Here is a 26,756-nt window from a genome sequence, read left to right as displayed (position 1 = left end):
TCCGGAGCGGGCAACACGGCAAGATGTGCAGCCATGGCGGACGCGAACGACGGCCCGGTGTGGGCCCGGCCCCGGCCGGCGCCGCGCCGGCAGGCGCCGAGCGTGGAGCGGATCGTGGAACGCTCGATCGCCATCGCCGACGCCGAGGGGATGTCGGCGGTCTCGATGCGCCGGGTCGCGGCCGACCTCGGCTCGGGGACCGCATCGCTCTACCGCTACGTGCGCAACCGCGACGAGCTCGTGGAGCTGATGGTCGACGCGGTCTGGGCCGACGAGCTCCCGGAGCCCTCCGGCGACTGGCGGCGCGACCTCACGACCTTCGCCCGGTCGCAGCGCGACACCCTGCTGCGCCACCCCTGGCTGTCGGCCGAGCTGACCGGGCGACCCACGTTCGGGCCGAACGTGCTGCGCCGCTCGGAGGCCGCGCTGGCCGCCGCGACCGCGCTCACTCCCGACATCACGCTCGCCTCCCAGGTGGTCGGCACGGTGCTGGCCTATGTGCGCGGCGCGGTGGCCGCCGAGATCGCCGAGCGGCTGGCCCACCTGCGCACCGGGCTCACCCAGGAGCAGTGGCAGCGCAGCCTCGGGCCCTACATCCGCGGGGTGGTCGAGAGCGGCGAGTTCCCGCACTTCGCGCGCCGGGTCGTCGAGGCCGACGAGCCCCCCGCCGAGGAGCGCTTCGCGTTCGGGCTGGGCTGCGTGCTGGACGGCGTCGCGGCCGGAGCCGCCGGAAGTGCCTGGACGGCGGCTCGTAGACTTGACAGGTGACCGAGACCCTCCCTCCCCGTACAGCCGACCTGCCCGCCCAGTGGATCCCGGGCGAGGTAGAGGCCGGCATGTACCAGCGGTGGGTCGAGGCCGGGTACTTCACCCCCGACGGCAAGGGCGACAAGCCCCCGTTCTGCATCGTCATCCCGCCGCCGAACGTCACCGGCAGCCTGCACATCGGGCACGCGTTCGAGCACACGCTGATCGACGTCCTGGTCCGCCGCCGGCGCATGCAGGGCTACGACACCCTGTGGCTGCCCGGCATGGACCACGCCTCGATCGCCGTCCACGCGCTGGTCGAGAAGGCGCTGGCCGCCGAGGGCACGAACCGGCGCGAGCTGGGCCGCGAGGCGTTCATCGAGCGCACCTGGGAGTGGAAGGCCGAGCACGGCGGGTCGATCCTGTCCCAGATGCGCCGCCTCGGCGACAGCGTCGACTGGACCCGCGAGCGCTTCACCATGGACGAGGGCGCCAACCGCGCCGTCCTGACGATGTTCAAGAAGCTCTACGACGACGGCCTCATCTACCGCGCCGAGCGGATGGTCAACTGGTCGCCCGCGCTGCGCAGCGTCCTGTCCGACATCGAGGTCAACCACCGCGAGGTCGAGGGCGAGCTCGTCTCCATGCGCTACGGCGACGGGGAGAACGCGATCGTCGTCGCGACCACCCGCGTCGAGACGATGCTGGGCGACACGGCCGTCGCCGTCCACCCCGACGACGAGCGCTACCGGCACCTGGTCGGCACCGAGATCGAGCTGCCGCTGGTCGGCCGGATGATCAGGATCGTGGCCGACGAGCACGTCGACCCGGAGTTCGGCACCGGGGCCGTCAAGGTCACCCCGGCGCACGACCCGAACGACTTCGAGATCGGCCGCCGGCACGACCTGCCGATGCCGACGATCATGGACGAATCCGGCCGGATCACCGGCACCGGCACCGAGTTCGACGGCATGGACCGGTTCGCGGCCCGGGTCGCCGTCCGCGAGGCGCTGGCCGCGCAGGGCCGGATCGTCGCCGAGAAGCGGCCCCACCTGCACTCCGTCGGCCACTCCAGCCGCGGCCCGCAGGAGCCGATCGAGCCGCGGCTGTCGCTGCAGTGGTTCGTCAAGGTCGGCCCGCTGGCCCAGGCGGCGGGCGATGCCGTCCGCGACGGGCGCGTCGCCGTCCACCCGAAGGAGATGGAGCCGCGCTACTTCGCCTGGGTCGACAACATGCACGACTGGTGCATCTCCCGGCAGCTGTGGTGGGGCCACCGGATCCCCGTCTGGTACTCGCCCGACGGCACCGAGCAGGTCTGCCTCGGCCCCGACGAGCAGCCGCCGCCCGGCTGGACCCAGGACGAGGACGTCCTCGACACCTGGTTCTCCTCGGGCCAGTGGCCGTTCTCCACCCTGGGCTGGCCGGAGGACACCGCCGACCTGGAGCGCTTCTACCCGACGTCGGTCCTGGTCACCGGCTACGACATCCTGTTCTTCTGGGTCGCCCGGATGATGATGTTCGGGCTGTACGCGATGAAGGACCGCGGCCCGCAGCGGTCGATCCCGTTCCACACGATCGCGCTGCACGGCATGGTCCGCGACGAGCGCGGCAAGAAGATGTCGAAGTCGGCGGGCAACACGGTCGACCCGATCGAGTGGATGGACGCCTACGGCACCGACGCCGTCCGGTTCACCCTGGCCCGCGCGGCCAACCCGGGTACCGACGCGCCGATCGGCGAGGCCGCGGTCCAGGCGTCGCGCAACTTCGGCACCAAGCTGTGGAACGCCACCCGCTTCGCGCTGGCCAACGGGGCGAGCCCGGCGCTGCCGCTGCCGGCCGAGCCCACCGACGCCGACGCCTGGATCCTCGGGCGGCTCGGTGAGGTCACCGCCACCGTCGACGCGCTGCTGGAGGACTTCCAGTTCGCCAAGGCCGTCGAGGCGCTCTACCACTTCACCTGGGACGAGCTCTGCGACTGGTACGTCGAGCTGGCCAAGGTCCAGCTGCGCGTCACGGACGACGGGGGGCGCACCGCCGACGGCACCCGGGCCGTCCTGGGGCACGCGCTGGACGTCCTGGTCCGGCTGCTGCACCCGATCAGCCCGTTCCTCACCGAGGCCCTGTGGCAGGCGCTCACCGGCGGCGAGTCGGTCGTCGTCGCGCAGTGGCCGGCGCGGGCCGGTGCCCCGGTCGACGCCGGGGCCGCCGCCCGGGTCGCCGACCTGCAGAAGCTCGTCACCGAGCTGCGCCGGTTCCGCACCGAGCAGCGCGTCCCCGACGCCCGCCGCGTCGCCGCCCGGATCACCGGCCTGGACGAGGCCGGCCTGGGCGGGCACCGCGGGGCGGTCGCCGCGCTGAACCGCCTCGACGAGGCCGGCGCCGACTTCACGCCCACCGCGACGCTGGAGATCGCCCTGCCGGGCGGCAGCGTCCACGTCGAGCTCGACACCTCGGGGGCCATCGACGTGGCCGCCGAGCGGGCCCGGCTGGGCCGCGACCTCGCGGCCGCGCAGAAGGAGCTCGACCAGGCCGACAAGAAGCTGGGCAACCCGAAGTTCGTCGAGAAGGCGCCGACCGAGGTCGTCGAGGGCATCCGGGCGCGGCGGGCCACCGCCGCCGCCGACATCGAGCGCATCACCGCGAGGCTGGGAGCACTGCCGGGATGATCGTGGCGCAGTCATGAGTTCCGCGGGTGGGACGGGCGAGGGCGAGCGCGACACCGTCGAGGACGGCGTCATCTCCCACGTGCTGGAGGCGATCCGGGGAGGCGACTCCCCGGACGTCGTCCCGGCGCAGTCGTCGGTGGCGGGCTTCGCGGAGTTCCTGGCCGTGGAGGCCGAGCTCGACCAGCGCTGGCCGGAGACGGTCATGCAGCCCTCGCTGGAGCGGATCTCGGCCCTGGTCGACCTGCTCGGCGAGCCGCACCGCGGCTACCCCGTTGTCCACCTGACCGGCACCAACGGCAAGACGTCCACGGCCCGCATGGTCGACGCGCTGCTCAGCGAGATCGGGCTGCGCACCGGCCGCTACACCAGCCCGCACCTGCAGCGGGCCACCGAGCGCATCAACGTCGACAACCGGCCGGTCACGCCGGAGCGCTACGTGGAGGTCTTCCGCCAGGTCGCCCCGTTCGTCGACCTCGTCGACGCGAACCAGTCGGTGAAGCTGTCGAAGTTCGAGATCCTCACCGCGATGGGCTTCGCCGCGTTCGCCGACGCGCCGGTCGAGGCGGGGGTGGTGGAGGTCGGGCTCGGCGGGCGCTGGGACGCCACCAACGTCGTCGACGGCACCGTCGCGGTGATCACCCCGATCGGGCTCGACCACGCCGAGTTCCTGGGCACCGACGTCCTGGGCATCGCCCGGGAGAAGGCCGGGATCATCAAGCCCGGCGCGGTCGCCGTGCTGGCCGCCCAGGACCGGGCCGTCGCCGAGGTGCTGCTGGAGCGCTGCACCGAGGTCGACGCCCAGGTCGCCCGGGAGGGCGCCGAGTTCGGTGTCGTCGACCGGGAGATCGCCGTCGGCGGGCAGCGCCTGGTGCTGCAGGGCCTCGGCGGGCGGGTCGACGAGGTCTTCCTGCCGCTGCACGGCGAGCACCAGGCCGGCAACGCCGCGCTCGCGCTGGCCGCCGCGGAGGCGCTGGTCGGCGCCGGGCCCCACCAGCCCCTCGACCCCGACGCCGTGCGCGCGGCGTTCGCCCGGGTCTCCTCGCCGGGGCGGTTGGAGCGCCTCGCGGCGGGCCGGGGCGTGCCGACGGTCCTGGCCGACGCCGCCCACAACCCGGCCGGCGCCCGCGCCCTGGCCGCCGCGCTGACCACCGAGTTCCGGTTCGCCCGGCTCGTCGGCGTGGTCGGGGTCATGCGCGACAAGGACGCCCGCGGCATCCTGACCGAGCTGGAGCCGGTGCTGCAGGAGGTCGTGGTCACCGCCAGCGCCTCGCGGCGCGCCATGGACCCCGACGAGCTGGGCGCGCTGGCCGCCGAGGTGTTCGGCTCCGACCGGGTCAGCGTCGAGCCCGTGCTGGGCACCGCCGTCGAGCAGGCGAGCGAGCTGGCCGAGGAGGGCGGCGAGTCCGGCGTCGGCGTCGTCGTCACCGGCTCGGTGGTCGTCGCGGGGGAGACCCGCGCGCTGTTCGGCAAGGAGCCGGAGTGAGTGAGCCCGCGCCGGTCGACCCGCTGAAGGGGCTGCGCGGTGTGTACGCCGCCGTGCTCGTCCTGGAGGCGATCACGGTGGCGCTGTCGATGCTGGTGCTGCCCAAGGACGACCCGGGTACCAACTCGATCGCCATCACCCTCATCACCGCGCTGGCGGTCCTGATGGTCGTGGCGGCCGGGCTGCAGCGCCGCCCGTGGGGGCTCGGCCTCGCCCTGGGCCTGCAGGTCGCGACGATCGCCGTCGGGCTGGCGCTGGTGCCGGCGCTGGCCGTGATGGGCGTGGTGTTCGCGCTGGTCTGGGCCGGCATCCTGTGGATGCGCCGCGACGTGCAGGCGCGCATGGCCCGCGGCGAGCTGCCCGCGCAGCAGCGCGCCGCGGCCGACCCGACCGACTCCTAGGCCCCCGACGACGTCCGAGTTCGGTAAGACAACGGATCGCCCGCAGCGGTAGGAATCCGGCACGCTCTGGGCATGGCCACCGCCCCGCCGCGCCGCCGCCTCCTGCGCCGCCCCGCCGTCGTCGTCGCGCTCGCCGTCCTCGCCGCGGCCGTCGGGGTGGGGCTGTACCTGTTCCAGCCCTGGAAGCTGGTCGTCGACCAGACCGTCGACGAGGCCGCCCCGGTCGTGGCGACGGCACCGGCGCCCGCCGCCCCCGACGCTCCCGTCCCGCCGGCCGGGCCGACCGTGCTCGCCACCGGCGAGCTGATCACCCACGAGCACGAGACCACCGGCACCGTGCGGCTGCTGCAGCTGCCGGACGGCTCGAAGGTCCTGCGCGTCGAGGACCTGGACACCAGCAACGGGCCGCTGCTCAAGGTGTGGCTCACCGACCAGCCGGTCGTCGAGGGCCGCGACGGCTGGCACGTCTTCGACGACGGCCGCCACCTCGACCTGGGCGACCTCAAGGGCAACATCGGCAGCGCCAACTACCCCGTCCCCGCCGACGCCGACCTCACCGGCCTGACCAGCGTCAGCATCTGGTGCGACCGCTTCAACGTCTCCTTCGGCGCCGCCACCCTCGTCCCCGCCTGATCCGCCGCGCACCCCCTCTTGGCGCCGGCCCGCACCTCGGCGGACGAGAGTGGCTCTCGTCCAATCTGGTTGGACGAGAGCCACTCTCGTGTCAGAGCAGACGGTCGAGCGTGACCGGCAGGTCGCGCACCCGGACGCCGGTGGCGTGGTGCACGGCGTTGGCCACGGCCGCCGCCACGCCGACGATGCTCACCTCGCCGATCCCGAGGATGCCGGCGGGGGCCGTCGGGTCGGGCTCGTCGAGATAGGTGACGTCGATCGCGGGCACGTCGGCGTGCACCGGCACGTGGTACTCGCCCAGGCCCGGGTTCATGATCCGCCCGGTGCGCGGGTCGAGCAGCGTCTCCTCGCCCAACGCTGCGCCGATGCCCATGACGATCCCGCCGCGCAGCTGGCTGGTCGCCGTCTTGGCGTTGACCACGCGGCCGACGTCGAACACCCCGACCCAGCGCGTCACCCGCACCTCGCCGGTGTCCTCGTCGACGGCCACCTCGCAGAAGTGGGCGCCGATCGCGGCCCGCACCCAGCGGCGGCGGTCGAGCAGGAACCGCGTCATGAACCGCGCCTGCCCTGCGGCCGCGCGCAGCCGGTTGTCCGAGCCGGTGCGCGCCTCCAGGTACCCGCGACCGGCGCGGGTCAGGATGGCGGCGTAGGTCTCGCCCGCGGACTCCGCGCCGGGCGGCAGGTCGGCCCGGAACAGGCCGCTGCCGGTGGCCCGCAGCTCGGCCGGGCGCCGGCCGCGCAGCGGGGAGCCGGGCGCCTTGCGGGCCAGGGCGAGCGCCTCGCGCTTGATCCGGTCGCAGGCCTCCAGGACCGCCGCGGCCAGGCTCGCGGTCTGCCCGGACCCGCCCGCCATCGGCCCGACCGGCTGGTCGCTGTCGCCGTGCTCGACGCGCACCGCGTCGACCGGGACGCCGAGCGCGTCCGCGGCGATCTGGGCCTGCGCGGTCGCCGCGCCCACCCCGATCTCGTGGAACGACGAGCGCACCAGCACCGTGCCGTCGGCGGCGAGGCGCACCGACACGTCGGCCGGCAGCTGGATCGGCATGTGGAACGCCGAGGCGACGCCCCAGCCGATCAGCCGGCGGCCGTCGCGCATCGAGCGCGGCTTCGGGTCGCGCGCGGCCCAGCCGAACCGCTCGGCGCCGTCGGCGTAGACCCGGCCCAGGTTCTGCCGGGAGAACCGCTTGCCGTCGGTCGGGCTGCGCTCCGGCTCGTTGCGGGTGCGCAGCTGCACCGGGTCGACGCCCAGCTCGACGGCCAGCTCGTCGACCGCGGACTCCAGCGCGAACGAGCCGACCGCCTCGCCGGGCGCGCGCATGAACGTGTTGGGCACCGTGTCCATCTCGGTGGTGCTGTGCCGGATCAGCACGGTGCGGGCGGCGTAGAGGTGCTGGGACTGCGAGCCCACCGCCTCCGAGCGCCCGCCCATCCGCCCGACGGCCGACACGCCCTCGTGCAGCAGCGCGGTGAGCTGCCCGTCGCGCCCGGCGCCCAGGGCCACCCGCTGCCGCGTCGGGGTGCGGCCGCCGACCGTGCGGTAGACCGCCTCCCGGGTGAGGGCCATGCGCACCGGGCGACCGGTCGCCTTCGCCGCCAGCACGGCCAGCAGGGTGCCGGCCCAGACCGCGCCCTTGCCGCCGAACCCGCCGCCCACGTAGGTGGCGATCACCCGGACGTTGGCCGCCGGCACGCCGAACCGGACGGCCAGGTGCTTGCGCACCCATTCGATGCCCTGGGTCGCCTCGTGAACGGTGAGGCGGTCGCCGTCCCACACGGCGGTGGTGGCGTGCGGCTCGATCGCGTTGTGGTTCTGCGGCGGGGTCGTGTAGGTGGCGTCGACCGACACCGGGGCGGCGGCCAGCGCGGCCTCGGCGTCGCCCTTCTTGGCCTCGCCGATCTCCAGCAGATTGCCCTTGACCGGCGTCGCGTCAGCCTGGGCCGCGGCGAAGTCGGTGGTGGCGGGCAGCGCGTCGTAGGTCACCCGGACCAGCCGGGCGGCCGCGTGCGCCGCCTCCAGCGACTCGGCGACGACCACGGCCACCGGTTGCCCGTTCCAGTGCACCTCGTCGGTGTTGAGGTAGTTGACCCGCGTCCCGGGCGCCATCGAGCTCAGGTCGAGCGGCGTGGGCCGGCCCGGCGGCACCATCTTCGGCGCGTTCTCGTGGGTGATCACGGCCAGCACGCCCTCGACGGCCGTGGCCTCGGCGGTGTCGATGCCGGTGATCCGGCCCCGGGTGATCGTGGAGTGCACCATCGCGGCGTGCGCGATGTCGGGGAACGGGAACTCGGCGGCGTAGCGGGCCTCGCCGGAGGTCTTGACGGTGCCGTCGACCCGGTCGACCGGGCGTCCGACGGCGGGACCCTCGGCGTCGGCCGGCCGCTCGACGCTCGGCCGGGTCTTCTCCGGTGCCTGCGTCACGCCGCGCCCCCTTCGACGCGGAGCTGGCGCAGCGTCGCCACGATCGTGCGCCGGGCCAGCTCGATCTTGAAGTCGTTGCCGGGCAGCCCGGAGGCGTCGGCCAGCTCGGCCTCGGCGGCCGCACGGAAGCTCTCCTCGGTGGCCGGGGCGCCGGTCAGCACCCGCTCGGCCTCGTAGGCCCGCCACGGCTTGGGGGCGACGCCGCCCAGCGCGACCCGCACCGCGGACACGGCGCCGTCCTCGACGTCGAGCGCCGCGGCCACCGACACCAGCGCGAACGCGAACGAGGCCCGGTCGCGCACCTTGCGGTAGCGCGAGGTCGCCGCGACCGCCGACGCCGGCACCTCGACGGCGGTGATCAGCTCGTCGGCGTCGAGCACGGTCTCCAGGTGCGGGGTGTCGCCGGGCAGCCGGTGCAGCTCCACCAGCGGGATCCGGCGCGTGCCGCGCACGCTCTGCGCCTCGACGACGGCGTCCAGCGCGGCCAGCGCGACCGCCATGTCCGACGGGTGCGTGGCGACGCAGTGCTCGCTGGTGCCCAGCACGGCGTTGCCGCGGTGGAAGCCGCCGATGGCGTCGCAGCCGCTGCCCGGCTCGCGCTTGTTGCAGGCCGCGGCGCCGTCGACGAAGTACAGGCAGCGGGTGCGCTGCAGCAGGTTGCCGCCGACGGTGGCCATGTTGCGCAGCTGCCCGGACGCGCCGGACAGCAGTGCCTGGGCCAGCACCGGGAAGCGGGTGCGCACGAGCGGGTGCGCGGCCAGGTGGCTGTTGCGCACCAGCGCGCCGATCCGCAGGCCGCCGTCGGGCAGCTCGTCGACGCCGGTCAGCGGCACGGAGGAGATGTCGACGACGGTGGTGGGCCGCTCGACGTCCTGGCGCATCAGGTCGACCAGGTTGGTGCCGCCGCCGAGCAGCTTCGCGCCGGGCTGCTCGGCGATGGCGCGCACGGCGGTGTCGACGTCGGGGGCGCTGACGTAGGCGAACGGCCTCACGACGGCACCCCCGCGGTCTCGCGGATGGCGTCGGTGATGCCGTTGTAGGCGCCGCAGCGGCACAGGTTGCCGCTCATCCGTTCGCGGATCTCGGCGTCGGTCAGGGCGACCGCCGGCTCGGCGAGGTGCTCGGTGACCGCGCTGGGCGCCCCCGCCTCGACCTCGGCGAGCATGCCCAGCGCCGAGCAGATCTGCCCGGAGGTGCAGTAGCCGCACTGGAAGCCGTCGGTGCGCACGAACGCCTGCTGCAGCGGGTGCGCGACGCCCTCGATGGTGGTGATCTCGCGGCCGCCGTACTGCACGGCCAGCGCCAGGCAGGCGGTGATGCGCTCGCCGTCGACCAGGACCGTGCAGGCCCCGCAGGCGCCCTGGTTGCAGCCCTTCTTGGTGCCGGTCAGCCCGAGGTGCTCGCGCAGGGCGTCGAGCAGGCTGACCCGCGGATCGAGCTCGAGACGGTGGGCCGTCCCGTTCACACGTAGTTGCACCTCGACCACGACGGTGGCTCCTGTTCTCGCGTCGTCCGGGACACCCACGTTAGGGCAACACCGTTCACCTAACAAGAGAACGGTGTCGACTTATCTCGATTGCTCCGCCCGGAGGAGCTAGTGTCGTGCGGTGCACACGGAGGGGGCCGGGTTCCTTCGGGCCCGCCGGCCCGAGCAGAAGCGGCTGCGCGAGACGGCGATCCTGGACGCCGCGCGCGAGCTCGCCGTCCGCGACGGCGTCGGCTCGGTGAGCCTGGCCGCCATCGCCGCCGGCGTCGGCATGCACAAGTCGGCGCTGCTCAAGTACTTCGGCACCCGCGAGGAGATCTTCCTGCGGCTGGCCGAGGCCGAGTGGCGGGAGTGGGCGGCGGGCATCGTCGGCGCCCTCGACGCCGGACCGGCCGACGAGGACCGGGTGGTGGAGGTGCTCACCCGCTCGCTCGCCGACCGGCCGCTGTTCTGCCAACTGCTCAGCCACTCCACGCTCACCCTGGAGCGCAACGTCTCGCTCGACGCCGTCCGCCGGTCCAAGGTGGCGGCCACCACCGCGGTCGGGGAGGTCTCCGACGCCCTGCACAGGGCGCTGCCCGAACTCGGCCGCGACGACTGCTTCGAGCTGCTGGGCGCCACCGGCCTGGTGTCGGCCGGGCTGTGGCAGGTGGCGCACCCGCCGCCGGTGGTGGTGGCCCTCTACGCCGACCCGACCACGACGATCAACCTCGGCCCGCACGCCGGCCTCGGGTTCGCCGAGTCGGTGTCCCGGTTCATCCGGGTCTACCTGGCCGGCCTGCGCCGCGGCAGCTGACCCGTCGCGGTGGCGAGGCACCCACCCACCGTGCCCGATCCCCCCGCCCGCGGCAGTGGTGAGCGGCTGGGTCAGTCGACGACGGGTGCGGCGCCGGCGGCGGCCGGCACCGCGACCGGTCGCGGCAGCAGCGCGCACGCCAGCAGGGCCACGCCGAACAGGGCGAGGCCGATGAGCAGGGCGTCGCGCGCGGCGTCGAAGGGCCCGTCGGCGAGCCCGGCGAAGTAGGCCGTGCCGATCGTGGCCGGGCCGGCCGCCACGCCCAGTTGCACCACGGTGTTCACCACCCCGGACGCCGCGCCGGCGTCGGCCCGGTCGACGCCGGACAGCGTGATCAGCATGAGGGAGGAGGCGCCGAGCCCCAGCCCGGCCCCGTACAGCAGCACGGGGACGAGCAGGTGCCACGCCGTGAGCCCGGCACCGGCCGCGGTCACCGCGGCGATCGTCCAGCCGGTGCCGACCAGCAGCAGGACGAGCCCGGCGGCGGGGAGCGCGCGGCCCAACCGCGGCGCCAGCGGCATGCCGATGCCGTTGCCGGCGACGATCCCGACCGTCGCCGGGAGCATCGTCAGCGCCGCCCCCAGCGGCGAGTAGCCCAGCGCGCCCTGCAGGTGCAGCGCCAGCACGAAGAAGGTGCCCATCCCGCAGTAGAAGACCAGCATCACCAGCGCGCCGACCGACATCGCCCGGTCGGCGAACAGGCCGGGTCGCACCAGCGGCTCGCGTCCCCGCCGCTCCCGGGCCCGCTGGTGGGCGACGAAGAGCGCCAGCAGCGGCACCGCGCAGGCCATCACCGCGAACGCCCGGCCCGGCCAGCCCAGCTCGGGCCCGCGAACCAGCGGGTACAGCACGGCGAGCAGCGCCGCGCCCAGCACCAGCACGCCGAGCACGTCGACGCCGCTGCGCGCGGTCCGCCGCGGCGCCGGCATCAGCAGCAGCGCGCCGACCGCCACCACCGCGGCGATCGGCACGTTGACCAGGAACACCGTCCGCCAGCCCCAGCCGAACAGGTCGGCCTGGGTGAGCAGCCCGCCCAGCAGCGGCCCGGCCAGGCCGCCGATCGGGAACGTCATGCCGTAGAACGCCATCGCGCGCCCCCGCTCGGCGGCCGGGAACTCGGCCTGCACGAACGCCAGCACCTGCGGCACCATCAGCCCGGCGAACAACCCCTGGGCCACCCGCGCCGCCAGCAGCGGCCCCGCGCCCGGAGCCAGACCGGCGGCCAGCGAGGCCGCCCCGAAGCCCGCCGTGCCCAGCGCGAACAGCGCGCGGTGGCCGTACCGGTCGCCGAGGCGGCCACCGGTGATCAGCATCAGCGCGAACGCCAGCGTGTAGCCGGTCGCGGTCCACTGCAGGACCGCCGGCGCGGCCTGCAGGTCCCGCTGCAGCGTCGGCAGCGCCACCGTGACGATCTGCGCATCGACCATGTCCATGAACACCGCGGCCAGCAGCAGCGTCAGCGCCCGCCAGCGGCCCTCGAACGGTTCCTTCGTCATCCCCCGAGCCCCCTCGTCCGATCATCCGTGTGCGCAGCAGTGTCATGACGACGAATGAACTTGTCAACCAAACAGATGATTGAGGCAGTCGGCCGGATGGCAGGATGGCCGGATGGGGACACCGCGCAGGGCCCGCCGAGCGCCCGCTCCGCACGAGCGCAGGCGCGACCCCGAGCGCACCAGGGCGCGCATCCTCGAAGCGGCCGTCGAGGAGTTCTCCGCGCGGGGCTACGCCGGCGCCCGGGTCTCCGACATCGCCGCCCGGGCCGGGGTCAACCAGCAGCTCATCGCGTACTACTTCGACGGCAAGCAGGGTCTGTACCGCGAGATCGGGCGGCGTTGGCGCGAGCACGAGGCGCGGGCCGTCCCCGAGGACCTCGACTTCGCCGAGACGATCCGGCGCTACGTCCGGGCCAGCGCCGACCCCGCAGGCGGCGGGCGGCTGCTGGCCTGGGAGGGGCTGGCGGGCACCGGGGTCGACGACGATGACGAGGGCGTCCGCGAGCGCGACGCCCGGCTGCGCCAGGACGTCGAGCGGATCCGGGAGCGCCAGGCGGCCGGCGAGCTCGACGACCGCATCGACCCGGCCGCGCTGGTGCTCATCGCGATGAGCGCGGCCAACGCGCTCGCCGTCTACCCGCAGCTGGCGCGCGGCCTGTTCGGGGTCGCCGACGTGACGTCGTCCGAGCTGGTCGAGCGCTACGCCGAGCAGGTGGTCCGGCTGTTCGAGCGCGCCCCCGACTGAGCCCGGGCATAACCGCGGGGGCGGACGCGTTCAGCGAAGTACTTGCAGATGCAACTACCGGAGGCTGAGATGCAGATCGGCGTCTTCACCGTCGGGGACGTCACGCCCGACCCCACGAACGGCCGCACCCCCACCGAGGCGGAGCGGATCAAGGCGATGGTGGCGATCGCGCTCAAGGCCGAGGAGATCGGGCTCGACGTCTTCGCGACCGGCGAGCACCACAACCCGCCGTTCGTGCCGTCCTCGCCCACGACCATGCTCGGCTACGTCGCCGCCCGCACCGAGCGGCTGCTGCTGTCCACCGCGACCACGCTGATCACCACCAACGACCCGGTGAAGATCGCCGAGGACTACGCGATGCTGCAGCACCTGTCCGGCGGGCGGGTCGACCTGATGATGGGCCGCGGCAACACCGGGCCCGTGTACCCGTGGTTCGGCCAGGACATCCGCGACGGCATCGCGCTCGCCGTCGAGAACTACGCCCTGCTGCGCAGGCTATGGCGCGAGGACGTGGTCGACTGGGAGGGCCGCTTCCGGACCCCGCTGCAGGGCTTCACCGCCACCCCGCGCCCGCTCGACGGCGTCCCGCCGTTCGTGTGGCACGCCTCCATCCGCAGCCCCGAGATCGCGGAGCAGGCCGCCTACTACGGCGACGGCTTCTTCCACAACAACATCTTCTGGGACGCCGGGCACGTGCGCCGCATGGTCCAGCTCTACCGGCGCCGCTTCGAGCACTACGGCCACGGCCCCGCAGACACCGCGATCGTCGGGCTGGGCGGGCAGTTCTTCATGCGGAAGAACTCCCAGGACGCGGTGCGCGAGTTCCGCCCCTACTTCGACAACGCCCCCGTCTACGGCCACGGCCCGTCCCTGGAGGACTTCTCCACGCTGACCGCGCTCACCGTCGGCAGCCCCCAGCAGGTGATCGACAAGACCCTGTCGTTCCGCGAGATGGCCGGCGACTACCAGCGCCAGCTGTTCCTCGTCGACCACGCGGGCCTGCCGCTGAAGACGGTGCTGGAGCAGCTCGACCTGTTCGGCGAGGAGGTGCTGCCGGTGCTGCGCCGGGAGTACGCCGCGCTCACGCCGGCCCACGTGCCCGACGCCCCCACCCACACGAGCCTGAAGGCCGCCGCCGAGGCGGCGGAACCCGAGGAGGTGTCGGTATGACCACGCGCAAGCTGGCGGTGATCAGCGCCGGGGTGCGGGTGCCCTCGTCCACCCGGCTGCTGGCCGACCGCCTCACCGAGGCCACCGTCGCGGCGCTGCGGTCCCGCGGCATCGACGTCGAGGTGGAGGTCGTCGAGCTGCGCGAGCACGCCCACGAGGTCCTCGACGCCGTCCTCACCGGCTTCCCGGCCCCCGGGCTGCGCCCCGCGGTCGACGCCGTGACCGGCGCCGACGGCGTCATCGCCGTCACGCCGATCTTCTCCGGCTCCTACAACGGGCTGTTCAAGACGTTCTTCGACGGCCTGGACGACGGGGTGCTGACCGGCAAGCCGACCCTCATCGGCGCCACCGGTGGGACGGGGCGGCACTCGCTGGCCCTGGAGCACGCGGTGCGACCGCTGTTCGCCTACCTGCGGTCGGTCGTGGTGCCGACGGCGGTGTACGCGGCGCCGGAGGACTGGGCCGGCGGGGGCGAGGGTGTGGCGCCGTTGGACCAGCGGATCGCGCGGGCGGCGGGGGAGTTGGCCGATCTCGTCGCGGCGCGGGCGGCGCCTGCGGTGGCGGATCCCTTCGCCGATCCGGTGGTTCCGTTCTCGGAGCTGCTCGGGGGGCGGTGACGTCTCGGGGGCTCTCCGCCGGGGTCCTAAGGGGCCTCCGGCGGGCTGCCTCCGGCGGCGCCTCCGGCGGGCTGCCTCCGGCGGCGCCTCCGGCGGGCTGCCTCCGGCGGGCTGCCTCCGGCGGCGCCTGCGGCGGGCGTTTAGGGGCCTCCGGCGGCTCCTCCGCGGCGGGCGACCTCTGATCGAGCAGGTCTCCGGGGCGAAGAGTGGGCTTCCGCCCCGCCGCAAACGATCACTCGGCGCGTCCGGTTCGTCCGGTTCTCCGTCACGTCGCAGGGTTTGTGTACCCGGCGCAGGGTCCGGGGGCCCTGCGCCGGGTAGGCAAACCCTGCGAAGACGCGCGGGTCCACCTTCGGGGCCGCACCCACCCCGCCCGGGCGGGGTGGGTGCGGGGAGCGCCGATACGCTGCCGTGCGTGAGTGAGCGCACTTTGGTCCTGGTCAAGCCCGACGGCGTGCAGCGCAAGCTGGTCGGGGAGGTCCTGTCCCGCATCGAGCGCAAGGGGCTGGGTCTCGTCGCCGCGGAGCTGCGGACCATCGACAACGAGCTGGCCGCCCAGCACTACGCCGAGCACGACGGCAAGCCCTTCTTCAACGACCTGCTGGAGTTCATCACCTCCGGGCCGCTGCTGGCGGCCGTGGTGGAGGGGCCGCGGGCGATCGCGGCGTTCCGCCAGCTGGCCGGCGGCACCGACCCGGTGGAGAAGGCGACCCCGGGCACGATCCGCGGCGACTTCGGCCTGGAGACCCAGTTCAACCTGGTCCACGGCTCGGACTCGGCGGAGAGCGCGGCCCGGGAGATCAAGCTCTGGTTCCCCGCCCTGTGACCGGGGCCGGGGGCCGCGGCGGTCGGGCGACCGTCAGCGGCCCCCGGCTGGTCGACGCCACGACGCCCGAACTCGTCGAGGCGTTCGGGGCGCTGTGGGTCGACGTGACCCGCGCCGGTGGCGCCGTCGGGTACGTCCCGGACGCGCCGGAGCGACAGATCCGCGAGGGTGCGGCGCGCGCGGTCGAGGCCGTCGCGGCGGGGCGCGAGCAGATGCTGGTGCTCGACGCCGGCGACGCGCTGGTCGGGGCGGTGTTCCTGGTGCCCGGCGCCGCGGACGTCGTCCGGCACCGGGGCATGGTGATCCGACTGATGGTCCACCCCGACCGGCAAGTCAGGGGTGGGGCGGCGTGCTGCTCCACGCGGTGGCCGGCCGGGCCGCCGAGCTCGGGCTGGAGCAGTTGCTGCTGTCCGCCCGCGGCGGCACCGCACTGCCCGGCTACTACGCGGCGCGTGGGTGGACCGAGGTCGGCGTGTGGCCCGGCGCGATCAGGCTGGCCGACGACGACCGCCGCGACGAGCACCGGTTCCAGCTGCGGCCGAACCGAGCGGCGGAATGTCGGGGGTCCGACGTAGCGTCGGGCCCATGGCGGACGGACTCGTGCAGGCCCGTGGGCTGACCAAGCGCTTCGGGCGGGTCGAGGCCGTGCGCGGGATCGACCTGGACGTCGGGCGCGGCGAGGTGTTCGGCTTCCTGGGGCCCAACGGCGCCGGCAAGTCCTCGGCCATGCGCATGATCGCCTGCGTGTCCCCGCGCACCGCGGGCGACCTGCAGGTACTGGGCCTCGACCCGGACCGCGACGGCCCGGCCGTGCGGGCGCGCATCGGGGTCGTCCCCCAGCTCGACAACCTCGACCTCGAGCTCACCGTCCGGCAGAACCTGCACCTCTACGGGCGCTACTTCGGGCTGCCGCGGGCCGCGGTCCGGGCCAAGGCCGTCGAGCTGCTGGAGTTCGCCCGGCTCACCGAGCGCGCCGACGACGAGGTCGAGCCGCTGTCGGGCGGCATGAAGCGGCGGCTCACGATCGCCCGTGCCCTGGTCAACGACCCCGAACTGCTGCTGCTCGACGAGCCCACCACCGGGCTCGACCCGCAGGCTCGCCACCTGGTCTGGGAGCGGCTCTACCGGCTCAAGCGCGAGGGCGTCACGCAGATCGTCACCACCCACTACATGGACGAGGCCGAGCAGCTGTGCGACCGGCTCGTCGTGATGGACGGCGGCGTCATCGTGGCCGAGGGCACCCCGCGCGAGCTGATCGAGCGCTACTCCACCCGGGAGGTCCTCGAACTGCGCTTCGAGCCGGAGCACCGGCCCGCCGGCGACGCACTGGCCGAGGTGCTGGCCGGGCGGGTCGACCGGGTCGAGGACCTGCCCGACCGGTTGCTCGTCTACACCGCCGACGGCGACGCCGCGCAGGCCGCCGTCGCCGCGGCCGGGCACCGGCCGCTCGCGGCGCTGGTGCGCCGGTCCTCGCTGGAGGACGTCTTCCTCCGGCTCACCGGCCGCACCCTGGTCGACTGATGGCCGACCGATGACGGCCGAGGGGGTGCGCTCGACCGGCCGCGTGCCCGGCCGGTTGGGCGGCGTGGCGCGGGTCGTGGAGAACCACTGGGAGTGGTACCGGCGCAACTGGCGGGCCACGGCGGTGTCCACGATCGTGCAGCCGCTGCTGTTCCTGCTGGCGTTCGGGGTCGGGTTCGGGGCGCTCGTGCGCGGCTCGGGCCAGGCCGCGGCGGCCACCGGCGGCGCCGACTACCTCGCCTGGCTCGCGCCCGGCCTGCTGGCCATGTCCGCGGTGCAGACCGGCGCCTTCGACTCCACCTACCCCGTCCTGTCCGGGTTCAAGTGGCAGCGCACCTACTCGGCGATGACGGCCGGCCCGATCACCCCGGGCCAGGTCGCGCTCGGCCACCTCGGCTGGCTCGCGGTCAAGATGGCCGGCGCCGGCCTCGTCTTCGTCGCGGTGATCGCCCTGCTGGGCGGGGCCACCGGGGCGGGGATCCTGGTCTCGGTGCCGATCGCGGTCCTCACCGGGGTGGCGGTCGCGGCGCCGATCACCGCCTACTCGGCCACCCTGGAGACCGAGGGCGCCTCCTTCCCGGCGATCTTCCGCTTCGTCGTCATCCCGATGACCCTGTTCTCGGGCACGTTCTTCCCGGTCGACCGGCTGCCCGAGCTGGTGCGCCCGCTGGTGTGGGTCTCGCCGCTGTGGCACGGCACCGAGCTGGCCCGCCCGGTCGCGCTGGGCGGCCCGTGGCCGGCGTGGCCCGCGGTCGTCGGCCACGTGGTGTTCCTGGCCGCGCTGCTCGCCGCCGGCACGGCGCTCGCCGTGCGCACGTTCACCCGGCGGCTGGCCCGATGACCGGCCCGACGACCTCGCTGCCGCGACCGCCGCGCTCCTGGCGGCTGATGCCCTCCGGCGGCTACGCGGGACGGGCGCACATGCTGCTGGAGCGCTCGGCCACGGCGTCGCGCCGGTCGTGGCTGGTGTTCCTGTCCGGGTTCTTCGAGCCGGTCTTCTACCTGCTGGCGATGGGGCAGGGGCTGGGCTCGCTGGTCGGGGTGCTGCCCGGCCCGGACGGCACGCCGATCTCCTACGCCGCGTTCATCGCCCCCGGCCTGCTGGCCGCCTCGGCGATGAACGGGGCCGTCTTCGACTCCACCTTCAACGTCTTCTTCAAGCTCAAGTACGCCAAGCTCTACGACGCCATGCTGGCCACGCCGCTCGGTGCGGCCGACATCGCGCTCGGCGAGATCGGCTGGGCGCTGGTGCGCGGCGGGCTGTACGCCGTCGGCTTCCTGCTCGTCATGGCCGGGTTCGGGCTGCTGGGCGGGCCGTGGGCGCTGCTGGCGCTGCCGGCGGCGCTGCTGGTCGCGCTCGCGTTCGCCGCGGTGGGCATGGCCGCGACGTCGTTCATGCGCTCCTGGCAGGACTTCGACCTGGTCACGCTGGTCACGGTGCCGATGTTCCTGTTCTCGACGACCTTCTACCCGCTCTCGGTGTACCCGGGCTGGCTGCAGGTGGTCGTCGAGTGCCTGCCGCTCTACCACGCCGTCGAGCTGATGCGCGGGCTCACCACCGGCGCCGTGTCGCTCGCCCTGCTCGGCCACGTCGCCTACTTCGTGGTGATGACCGCGATCGGGGCGGTGGTGGCCACCCGCAGGCTGGAGGTGCTGCTGCTGCGCTGACCGCGCACGGGCGCCGCCGCGCTCGTGTGGCCGGTTGTGCCGTGCGCGGGGACAATGACTCCATGACGGTCACCTCGCAACGCTCCGCCACCACCGACATCATCCGCAGCGCGGTGGTGGCCGTGCTGGCGGTGGTCCAGGTGGTGATCTCGGGGATCGGCGGCATCGGCGGTGCGGGCGACTCCGTCGGCGACGTCGCCCGCGACTACCCGACCCCGCTGCTGGCCGCCGGATGGGCGTTCGCCATCTGGGGGTTGATCTACACCGGCTTCCTCGCCTACGCCGTCTACCAGCTGCTGCCCGCCCAGCGCCGGCGCGCCGTGCACCGCGAGACGGGCTGGTGGATGGCGGCGTCGGCGGTGTTCAACGCCGGCTGGATCCTGTCGTTCGCGGCCCGCTGGCTGCCGCTGGCCGAGGTGATGATCATCGGTCTGCTGGTCACCCTGGCCGTGGTGTTCGGCAAGCTCAGCCGCACCCCGGCCACCGACGTCGTGGAGCGGGTCGTGCTGCGCGGCACCGTCGCCGTCTACACCGGGTGGGTCTCCGTCGCGACGGTGCTCGGCACCGCGGCCACCGGCGTGTGGGCCGGCCTGCCCGGCGAGGGCGCCCTGGCCACCGTGGCCGCGGTCGTCGTGCTGCTGATCGCCGCGGCCATCGTCGGCTGGGTGGTCATCTCGGGCACGGCGGTCGTCGGGTACGCCGCCGCCGTGATCTGGGCGCTGGCCGGCATCGCGCTCAACGACCGGCCGGTCGCCGTGACCGGGGTCGCGGTGCTCGCGATCGTGGTCACCCTGGCCGCGCTGGCCCGCCGGGTCAGCAGCTCGGGCAACCGCGCCCGGGCCGCGTTCGGCTGAGCCGCGAGCCCATCACAGGGGGTCGGCCGGCGGCCGGATCGGCCGTAGGGTTCCAGGCGACCGCACCCCCGGCCGCGGTCGAGGAGGACCCCATGATCACCGGCAGCATCGTCGCCCTGGTCACCCCGATGCGCGAGGACGGCGCGGTCGACCACGAGGCGCTGGCCAAGCTCACCGACCGCGTGGTCGAGGCGGGCACGGCCGCTATCGTCTCGGTCGGCACGACCGGCGAGTCGGCCACGCTGGACGTGTCCGAGCACACCGACGTCATCCGCAACACGGTGCAGGTGGTGAGCGGGCGCGTCCCGGTGATCGCCGGCACCGGCGCCAACAGCACGGCCGAGGCCATCCACCTCACCGAGGCCGCCAAGGCCGCCGGGGCCGACGCCGCCCTGCTGGTCACCCCGTACTACAACAAGCCGCCCCAGGAGGGCCTGTACCGGCACTTCAAGGCCGTCGCCGAGGCCGTCGAGCTGCCGCAGGTCCTCTACAACGTGCCCGCCCGCACCGGCTGCGACATGCTGCCCGCCACCGTCGAGCGGCTCGCCGCGGTGCCCAACATCGTCGGGCTGAAGGAGGCGCTGGGCACCCTCGACCGGGTCCGCGACCTGGTGGCGCTGGACCTGGACGACTTCGCGCTGTACTCCGGCGACGACGCCACGGTCCGGGAGTCGATCCTGGCCGGCTTCCACGGCACCATCTCGGTGACGGCCAACGTCGCCCCGGAGCTGATGGCCCGGATGTGCGCGGCGGCCCTGGCCGGCGACGCGGAGGGCGCGGCCGAGCTGGACGCGAAGCTGGCCGCGCTGCACAGCGCCCTGTTCACCGACCCGAACCCGATCCCGGTCAAGTGGGCGCTGGCCGAGCTGGGGCTGTGCGAGGCCGGCATCCGGCTGCCGCTGGTGCCGCTGGACCCGGCCCACCACGAGACGGTCCGCCAGGCGCTGCGGGCGGCGGGGCTCGGGTAGCCGCTCGACGCAGCGCAGTGGTCCGTCCGGCGGGCGCTCACAGGGCGCCCACCCGGGTGGGGCTACCCTGGCGCAGCGTGACAGCTCCGTCCGTGTTCGCCGACCTCGAACCGCTCCTGCCGCGCGTGTCCAAGCCCGTGCAGTACGTCGGCGGTGAGCTGAACGCGCAGCTCAAGGACTGGGAGTCGGCCGCGGTGCGGTGGGCCCTCATGTACCCCGACGCGTACGAGGTGGGGCTGCCCAACCAGGGCGTCATGATCCTCTACGAGGTGCTCAACGAGCGGGCCGACGCGCTGGCCGAGCGCTGCTACGCGGTCTGGCCCGACCTCGAGGCGCTGATGCGCGAGCACGCCGTGCCCGCGTTCACCGTCGACGGGCACCGCCCGCTGGGCGCGTTCGACCTGCTGGGCGTCAGCTTCGCCACCGAGCTCGGCTACACCAACCTGCTCACCGCGCTCGACCTCGCCGGCATCCCGCTGCACGCGGTCGACCGCACCGACGAGCACCCGGTCGTCGTGGCCGGCGGGCACGCCGCGTTCAACCCGGAGCCGATCGCCGACTTCGTCGACGTGGCCGCGCTGGGCGACGGCGAGGAGGTGGTCGGCGAGATCACCGACGTCGTCCGCGACTGGAAGGCGCAGGGCCGCCCGGGCGGCCGCGCCGAGCTGCTGGCCCGCCTCGCCGCCCACGACGGCTGCTACGTGCCCTCGATGTACGAGGTCGAGTACGCGCCGGATGGCGGCATCGCCGCCGTCCGCCCGCGGGAGGGCGCCCCGGTGTCGGTCACCAAGCGCACGACGTCGGACCTGGACTCCTGGCCCTACCCGAAGGCGCCGCTGGTGCCGCTGGCCGAGACCGTGCACGAGCGGGCCAGCGTGGAGATCTTCCGGGGCTGCACCCGGGGCTGCCGGTTCTGCCAGGCCGGCATGATCACCCGCCCGGTCCGCGAGCGGTCGCTGCGCGGCATCGGCGAGATGGTCGACGCCGCCGTGCGGGCCAGCGGCTTCGACGAGGTGGGCCTGCTGTCGCTGTCCAGCGCGGACCACTCGGAGATCGCCGAGATCACCAAGGGCCTGGCCGACCGCTACGAGGGCACCAACACGGGCCTGTCGCTGCCGTCGACGCGCGTCGACGCGTTCAACATCGACCTCGCCAACGAGATCAGCCGCAACGGCAGGCGCTCCGGGCTCACGTTCGCCCCGGAGGGCGGGTCGGAGCGGATCCGCCGCGTGATCAACAAGATGGTCTCCGAGGACGACCTCATCCGCACCGTCTCCGAGGCGTTCGCGCAGGGCTGGAAGCAGGTCAAGCTCTACTTCATGTGCGGCCTGCCGACCGAGGAGGACGAGGACGTCCTGGAGATCGCCGGCATGGCGCACCGGGTCATCCAGGCCGGGCGGGCCGCCTCCGGGCGCAACGACGTGCGCTGCACGATCTCCATCGGCGGGTTCGTGCCCAAGCCGCACACGCCGTTCCAGTGGGCCGCGCAGGCCCACCCCGACGTCGTCGACGAGCGGCTGCGCAAGCTGCGCGACGCCGTCAACAGCAACCGCAAGCTGGGCCGCAACATCGGCATGCGCTACCACGACGGCCGCCCCTCGCTGATCGAAGGGCTGCTGGCCCGCGGCGACCGCCGGGTCGGCCGGGTGATCGAGCGGGTCTGGCGCGAGGGCGGGCGCTTCGACGGCTGGAGCGAGCACTTCTCCTACGACCGCTGGACCGCTGCTGCGCGGGCTGAACTGGAGCCGCTCGGGGTGTCCCTGGAGTGGTTCACCACCCGCGAGCGCGACCGCGACGAGGTCCTCCCGTGGGACCACCTCGACTCCGGCCTCGACCGCGACTGGCTGTGGGACGACTGGCAGGACGCCCTCTCGGGTACCGAACAGGACGACTGCCGCTGGACCCCGTGCTTCGACTGCGGCGTGTGCCCGTCGACGGGCACCGACATCGAGGTCGGCCCGAGCGGCACCACGCTGATCCCGCTGACCGTCGTCGGAGGGGTCGGCAGGGGACCGACCGACGGAGGCGCGAGTGCGGGTGGCTGATCCACCGGTCACGATCCGGGTCGCCGACGAGCGCGACGTCACCGCGCTCGCCAAGCTCCGCCGCGCCTGGCTGGAGGAGCGCACCGGCGAACCGGTCGACGACCCGGGGTTCGAGGCGACCTTCGCCCAGTGGTGGCGCGTGGAGCAGCCGCGGCGGACGTTCTGGCTGGCCGAGGTGGGCTCGGAGCGCAGCGGCTGGACGGCGGTCGGCTCGATCAACGTCGTGGAGATCGTGCACATGCCCCGCCCCGGAGCCCGCGGCGGGCGGATCGGGCACGTCGGCAACGCGTTCGTGCTGGCCTCGTTCGCCGACCGGGGCCTGCCCGGCCAGCTGCTGGCCGCGGTGATCGAGCACTCCCGGGTCCGGCGCTACCGCCGGCTGCTACTCGCGCCCACCGCCGCGAGCACCCCGTTCTACCTGCGGCAGGGCTTCGTCCCGGCGGGCAACTCGCTGCTCGTCCTCGACCCGTCCACCCTGGCCCCGCCGCCGGTGCCGGAGCAGGCCCGCCCGCCCGCCGAACGCCCCCGCTGACCCTCCCCGGGTTGGACGAGAGCCGCTTTCGCCCAACCCCATCGGACGAGAGCCGCTCTCGCCCCGCCATCGGACGAGAGTCACTCTCGTGCGGCCGTTGGACGGGAGCCGCTGTCGTCCAGGCTCGTTGGACGAGAGCCGTTCTCGGACGAGAGTGGGCGGGGGCGGGGGAGGGGCGGCGGGAGGGCCTTAGGGTGGGGGCATGGCCCGTGTCCGGCCGGGAGAGGCCGCCAACCCCGCACCGCCCACGGTCCAGCGCGTCCGTGTGCGGTTCGCCAAGCGCGGGCGGCTGCGGTTCCTGTCGCACCGCGACGTCGCGCGCAGCTTCGAGCGGGCGGTGCGGCGGGCGGCGGTGCCGGTCGCGCACTCGCACGGGTTCAGCCCGCACCCGCGGCTGTCCTGGATCGGGGCCGCCCCGACCGGGTCGGCCAGCGAGGCCGAGTACGTCGAGATCGGGCTGACCCGCCCGGTCGACCCCGCCGATCTGGCGGCGGCGCTGGACGCCGCGCTGCCAGCGGGCCTGGACGTGCTCGACGCGGTGGTGGCCGAGGGCAAGGGGCTGGCCGACCGCATCGACGCCAGCCGGTGGCGCGTGGAGCTGCCCGGTGTGCGGTCGGCCGACCTGGCCGCCGCGCTCGACGCGCTGCTGGCCACCGATTCGCTCGTCGTCGAGCGGGTCACCCCGTCCGGGCGCAGGAACATCGACGTCCGCGCAGCTCTGGTGCGTGCGGAGGTGGGTGGGGCGGGCCCGGGCGACGCGCCGGTGGACACGGTGCCACCGGACGGACACCCCGGTGCGGGCCCAACCTGTGCGATAATGACCGCGGTCGTACGGCAGACGACACCCGCCGTTCGACCCGACGACGTGTTGGGCGCCCTCGATGTTGTCGCAGGCCTCAGGCCGCCGGCCCCCGCGAAGGCGACCCGGATGGCTCAGGGACTGCTCGACCATCGTGGCGCCCTGGCCGACCCTCTCGGTTCGGACCGGGTCACCACCCGGGGCTGATCAGGCGGTCGGTTCACACCGGGCCCCTACCGGTGGCCGCACGGCGTCGAGGACGATCCGCCCCCCGGGGCGGCTGGGACGAAGGATTGCCCTGCGCGCACCGCGCGGAGGGAGAACTGCACGTGCCCCTGCGCGGCCGCCTCCTCACCCGGAGGCGCCCGGGGGCGGAGGAGTTGGATGTCGAATAACGAGCCGCCCGCCGGGAGCACCGGCGGGCCCGTCGGAGTACCCGATCTGCCCGAACGGATGCGGGTGCACGCGCTGGCCCGGATGATCTCCCGGACCAGTCGCGAGGTGATGGCCGCGCTGAACGACCTCGGTGTCGAGGTGCGCAGCGCCCAGTCCAGCGTCGACCGCTCGGCCGCCGAGCGGGTGATCGCGGCGCTGGCGCCCGACGTCCCGGTCGCCGCGGTTCCCGAGGTGGTCGAGATCACCGCGGAGCCGGTCGCCGAGCCGGCGGTCGAGCCCCCCGCGCCCGAGGTGGCGGCGGGGGTGGCGCCGTCGCTGGCGCCCGTGTTCGCCCCTCCGACGCCGCTGTTCCAGCCGCCCACGCGCCCGTCGCGGCGCAGGCGCGCGCCCGAGCCGGTCGTCGACGTCGCCCCCGAGCCCGACGAGGACGTCGCGGTCGACGACGTCGACGCCGACGAGGTCGACACCGACGACATCGACACCGACCGTCCCGGTGAGGACATCGACGACGACGGCACCCGCCGTCGCCGCCGTCGGGGTCGTCGCGGTCGCGGCCGTGGCCGCGGTGGCGACGACGGCGCCGAGGACGGCACCGACGAGCCCACCGACGAGGACGTGGGCGACGAGACCGAGGCGGCCGCCGGCGAGTCCGCCGACGCGGATTCCGAGGACGGCGACGACGCCGCCGACGACGCCGAGGGCGATGCGGGCGGCTCGCGCCGTCGCCGTCGCCGCCGGCGGCGCCGCGGTGGCGACGACGGCGACGAGACCGACGTCGTCGACCCGCCCAACACCGTCACCAAGGTCCGCCAGCCCCGCCGCCAGGACAGTCGCGACGAGTCCGGCTCCGACAGCGGCGACGGCGTGCAGAGCGTGCGCGGTTCCACCCGGCTGGAGGCCAAGCGCCAGCGCCGCCGCGACGGCCGCGACGCCGGTCGCCGCCGCGTGCCGATCCTCACCGAGGCCGAGTTCCTGGCCCGGCGCGAGTCGGTCGACCGCACGATGGTCATCCGCGAGCGCGGCCAGCGCGTCGAGATCGGCGTGCTGGAGGACGACATCCTGGTCGAGCACTTCGTCGCCGACGTCGGCGGCGGGCAGGGCGGCGCCGGGCCGTCCATGGTCGGCAACATCTACCTCGGCCGCGTGCAGAACGTGCTGCCCAGCATGGAGGCGGCGTTCGTCGACATCGGCCGGGGCCGCAACGCGGTCCTCTACGCCGGCGAGGTCGACTGGGACGCCGCCGGCCTCGGCGGCAAGGCCCGGCGCATCGAGCAGGCCCTGTCCAGCGGCGACAGCGTCCTGGTCCAGGTCACCAAGGACCCGGTCGGGCACAAGGGTGCCCGGCTGACCACGCAGATCAGCCTGGCCGGCCGGTTCCTGGTCTACGTGCCCTCCGGCGGCGCGGCCGGGATCAGCCGCAAGCTGCCCGACGTCGAGCGCAAGCGGCTCAAGGACATGCTCAAGGAGATCGTCCCCAGCGAGGCCGGGGTGATCATCCGGACGGCCTCGGAGGGCGTGAGCCACGAGGCCCTCGAACGCGACGTGCGCAGGCTGCAGGCGCAGTGGGAGATCATCAAGGGCAAGGCGGAGGCCACCGGCCCGAGCAAGCCCAAGGCCCCGGTGCTGCTCTACGAGGAGCCCGACCTGCTCATCAAGGTCGTGCGCGACCAGTTCAACGAGGACTTCTCGCGGCTGGTCGTGGAGGGCGACGAGGCCTGGGAGACGCTGCAGGGCTACGTCGGCCACGTCGCGCCCGAGCTGGCCGGCCGGCTGCACCGCCACGTCGGCCCGACCGACGTCTTCGCCGAGTACCGGATCGACGAGCAGCTGCTCAAGGCGCTCGACCGCAAGGTCTGGCTGCCCTCCGGCGGCACGCTGGTGATCGACCGCACCGAGGCGATGACCGTCATCGACGTCAACACCGGCAAGTTCACCGGGTCCGGCGGCAACCTCGAGGAGACCGTCACCCGCAACAACCTGGAGGCGGCCGAGGAGGTCGTGCGCCAGCTGCGGCTGCGCGACATCGGCGGCATCATCGTCATCGACTTCATCGACATGGTGCTCGAGGCCAACCGCGACCTCGTCCTGCGCAGGCTCACCGAGTGCCTGGCGCGCGACCGCACCCGCCACCAGGTCGCCGAGGTCACCTCGCTGGGCCTGGTGCAGATGACCCGCAAGCGGGTCGGCGGCGGGCTGCTGGAGCACTTCTCCACGCCGTGCGAGCACTGCCGGGGCCGTGGCGTGGTCGTGAGCGTCGACCCGGTCGGCGAGGCTCCCGCCCGCGAGTCCGGCAGGGACAACGGCAAGGACAGCGGCAAGGACAGCGGCAAGGACAGCGGCCAGAACAACGGGCGCGGCGAGAACGGGCGCGAGCGCCGCCCCGAGCGGGAGAGCGGCCGCCGATCGCGCGGGCGCAACCGGCGCGGCGACGGCGACGAGCGCGCCGACCGCGGGGCCGCGAGCGTCGACGTGGGCGCGCCGTCCC

General features: G+C 74.3%; 24 protein-coding genes. 20 read left to right on the top strand and 4 right to left on the bottom strand.

Annotated elements, in window-relative coordinates; genetic code table 11:
- Positions 1–33 precede the first annotated feature (33 nt).
- The 5 genes from KIK08_RS08375 (at position 34) to KIK08_RS08355 (ending at position 5,930) form a co-directional block, all read left to right on the top strand.
- The gene (locus tag KIK08_RS08375) at positions 34–768 is read left to right on the top strand and encodes a TetR/AcrR family transcriptional regulator (protein WP_250556568.1); all 735 of its coding nucleotides are present in this window, start codon (positions 34–36) and stop codon (positions 766–768) included.
- Positions 765–3,413, top strand: a complete 2,649-nt coding sequence (locus tag KIK08_RS08370) for a valine--tRNA ligase (protein WP_214402449.1) — start codon at positions 765–767, stop codon at positions 3,411–3,413. Before KIK08_RS08375 ends, KIK08_RS08370 begins: the two co-directional genes overlap by 4 nt.
- A 13-nt stretch (positions 3,414–3,426) precedes the next feature.
- Positions 3,427–4,896: a bifunctional folylpolyglutamate synthase/dihydrofolate synthase gene (locus KIK08_RS08365; RefSeq protein WP_214402448.1), complete on the top strand. Its 1,470-nt coding sequence runs from the start codon at positions 3,427–3,429 to the stop codon at positions 4,894–4,896.
- Positions 4,893–5,297: a DUF4233 domain-containing protein gene (locus tag KIK08_RS08360; protein WP_214402447.1), complete on the top strand. Its 405-nt coding sequence runs from the start codon at positions 4,893–4,895 to the stop codon at positions 5,295–5,297. Before KIK08_RS08365 ends, KIK08_RS08360 begins: the two co-directional genes overlap by 4 nt.
- A gap of 72 nt (positions 5,298–5,369) precedes the next feature.
- Positions 5,370–5,930: a DM13 domain-containing protein gene (locus KIK08_RS08355; RefSeq protein WP_214402446.1), complete on the top strand. Its 561-nt coding sequence runs from the start codon at positions 5,370–5,372 to the stop codon at positions 5,928–5,930.
- Positions 5,931–6,021: 91 nt separating this feature from the next.
- Here the strand turns inward: KIK08_RS08355 and KIK08_RS08350 are convergent, their stop codons facing one another.
- From KIK08_RS08350 to KIK08_RS08340, 3 genes are read right to left on the bottom strand one after another with little or no spacing between them, the layout of a single operon-like run.
- On the bottom strand, positions 6,022–8,352 hold the full coding sequence (locus KIK08_RS08350; RefSeq protein WP_214402445.1) for a xanthine dehydrogenase family protein molybdopterin-binding subunit: 2,331 nt from the start codon (positions 8,350–8,352) through the stop codon (positions 6,022–6,024).
- Positions 8,349–9,344, bottom strand: coding sequence for an FAD binding domain-containing protein (locus KIK08_RS08345; protein ID WP_214402444.1), 996 nt, complete (start codon positions 9,342–9,344; stop codon positions 8,349–8,351). The genes KIK08_RS08350 and KIK08_RS08345 overlap by 4 nt, the downstream gene beginning before the upstream one ends.
- A complete protein-coding gene (locus tag KIK08_RS08340; protein ID WP_214402459.1) occupies positions 9,341–9,838 on the bottom strand; it encodes a 2Fe-2S iron-sulfur cluster-binding protein in 498 nt (165 codons plus the stop codon). Before KIK08_RS08340 ends, KIK08_RS08345 begins: the two co-directional genes overlap by 4 nt.
- Before the next feature lie 121 nt (positions 9,839–9,959).
- Between KIK08_RS08340 and KIK08_RS08335 the strand changes: the two genes are divergently transcribed.
- Positions 9,960–10,634 carry a TetR/AcrR family transcriptional regulator gene (locus KIK08_RS08335; RefSeq protein WP_214402443.1) on the top strand — a complete coding sequence of 225 codons (675 nt, stop codon included), beginning with the start codon at positions 9,960–9,962 and terminating at the stop codon, positions 10,632–10,634.
- A gap of 71 nt (positions 10,635–10,705) precedes the next feature.
- On the opposite strand, the gene KIK08_RS08330 is transcribed toward KIK08_RS08335, so the two are convergent.
- Positions 10,706–12,130, bottom strand: a complete 1,425-nt coding sequence (locus KIK08_RS08330; protein ID WP_214402442.1) for an MFS transporter — start codon at positions 12,128–12,130, stop codon at positions 10,706–10,708.
- 112 nt (positions 12,131–12,242) lie between these two features.
- Between KIK08_RS08330 and KIK08_RS08325 the strand changes: the two genes are divergently transcribed.
- The 14 genes from KIK08_RS08325 to KIK08_RS08260 all read left to right on the top strand — a co-directional run.
- Entirely contained in the window at positions 12,243–12,875 is a 633-nt protein-coding gene (locus KIK08_RS08325; protein WP_214402441.1) for a TetR/AcrR family transcriptional regulator, read from the top strand.
- A gap of 69 nt (positions 12,876–12,944) precedes the next feature.
- Positions 12,945–14,045: an LLM class flavin-dependent oxidoreductase gene (locus tag KIK08_RS08320; protein ID WP_214402440.1), complete on the top strand. Its 1,101-nt coding sequence runs from the start codon at positions 12,945–12,947 to the stop codon at positions 14,043–14,045.
- Positions 14,042–14,662, top strand: coding sequence for an FMN reductase (locus KIK08_RS08315; protein ID WP_214402439.1), 621 nt, complete (start codon positions 14,042–14,044; stop codon positions 14,660–14,662). The genes KIK08_RS08320 and KIK08_RS08315 overlap by 4 nt, the downstream gene beginning before the upstream one ends.
- Positions 14,663–15,077: 415 nt before the next feature.
- A complete protein-coding gene (gene ndk / locus KIK08_RS08310) occupies positions 15,078–15,488 on the top strand; it encodes a nucleoside-diphosphate kinase (protein WP_214402438.1) in 411 nt (136 codons plus the stop codon).
- A gap of 349 nt (positions 15,489–15,837) precedes the next feature.
- Positions 15,838–16,107: a hypothetical protein gene (locus tag KIK08_RS08305; protein ID WP_214402437.1), complete on the top strand. Its 270-nt coding sequence runs from the start codon at positions 15,838–15,840 to the stop codon at positions 16,105–16,107.
- On the top strand, positions 16,074–17,009 hold the full coding sequence (locus KIK08_RS08300; protein ID WP_214402436.1) for an ABC transporter ATP-binding protein: 936 nt from the start codon (positions 16,074–16,076) through the stop codon (positions 17,007–17,009). Before KIK08_RS08305 ends, KIK08_RS08300 begins: the two co-directional genes overlap by 34 nt.
- 10 nt (positions 17,010–17,019) lie before the next feature.
- Positions 17,020–17,850, top strand: a complete 831-nt coding sequence (locus KIK08_RS08295) for an ABC transporter permease (RefSeq protein ID WP_214402435.1) — start codon at positions 17,020–17,022, stop codon at positions 17,848–17,850.
- Positions 17,847–18,677 carry an ABC transporter permease gene (locus KIK08_RS08290; RefSeq protein ID WP_214402434.1) on the top strand — a complete coding sequence of 277 codons (831 nt, stop codon included), beginning with the start codon at positions 17,847–17,849 and terminating at the stop codon, positions 18,675–18,677. The genes KIK08_RS08295 and KIK08_RS08290 overlap by 4 nt, the downstream gene beginning before the upstream one ends.
- 62 nt (positions 18,678–18,739) lie before the next feature.
- Complete coding sequence (locus tag KIK08_RS08285) at positions 18,740–19,531, top strand: TspO/MBR family protein (RefSeq protein ID WP_214402433.1); 792 nt, start codon at positions 18,740–18,742, stop codon at positions 19,529–19,531.
- Positions 19,532–19,623: 92 nt separating this feature from the next.
- Entirely contained in the window at positions 19,624–20,499 is an 876-nt protein-coding gene (gene dapA, locus KIK08_RS08280) for a 4-hydroxy-tetrahydrodipicolinate synthase (RefSeq protein WP_214402432.1), read from the top strand.
- Between the two features lie 77 nt (positions 20,500–20,576).
- Positions 20,577–22,544: a TIGR03960 family B12-binding radical SAM protein gene (locus KIK08_RS08275; protein ID WP_214402431.1), complete on the top strand. Its 1,968-nt coding sequence runs from the start codon at positions 20,577–20,579 to the stop codon at positions 22,542–22,544.
- Entirely contained in the window at positions 22,537–23,076 is a 540-nt protein-coding gene (locus tag KIK08_RS08270) for a GNAT family N-acetyltransferase (RefSeq protein ID WP_308257494.1), read from the top strand. Before KIK08_RS08275 ends, KIK08_RS08270 begins: the two co-directional genes overlap by 8 nt.
- A 202-nt stretch (positions 23,077–23,278) precedes the next feature.
- Complete coding sequence (locus KIK08_RS08265) at positions 23,279–24,082, top strand: TIGR03936 family radical SAM-associated protein (protein WP_214402429.1); 804 nt, start codon at positions 23,279–23,281, stop codon at positions 24,080–24,082.
- 177 nt (positions 24,083–24,259) lie between these two features.
- On the top strand, positions 24,260–26,756 hold a 2,497-nt coding region (locus KIK08_RS08260), incomplete at its 3' end, for a translation initiation factor IF-2 N-terminal domain-containing protein (protein ID WP_214402428.1).

Origin of the sequence: Pseudonocardia lacus (assembly GCF_018531445.1) — a bacterium.
GTDB lineage: Bacteria > Actinomycetota > Actinomycetes > Mycobacteriales > Pseudonocardiaceae > Pseudonocardia > Pseudonocardia lacus.
Note: the sequence above shows the minus strand (reverse complement) of the source record. Positions and strands in the feature narration are given on the sequence as shown.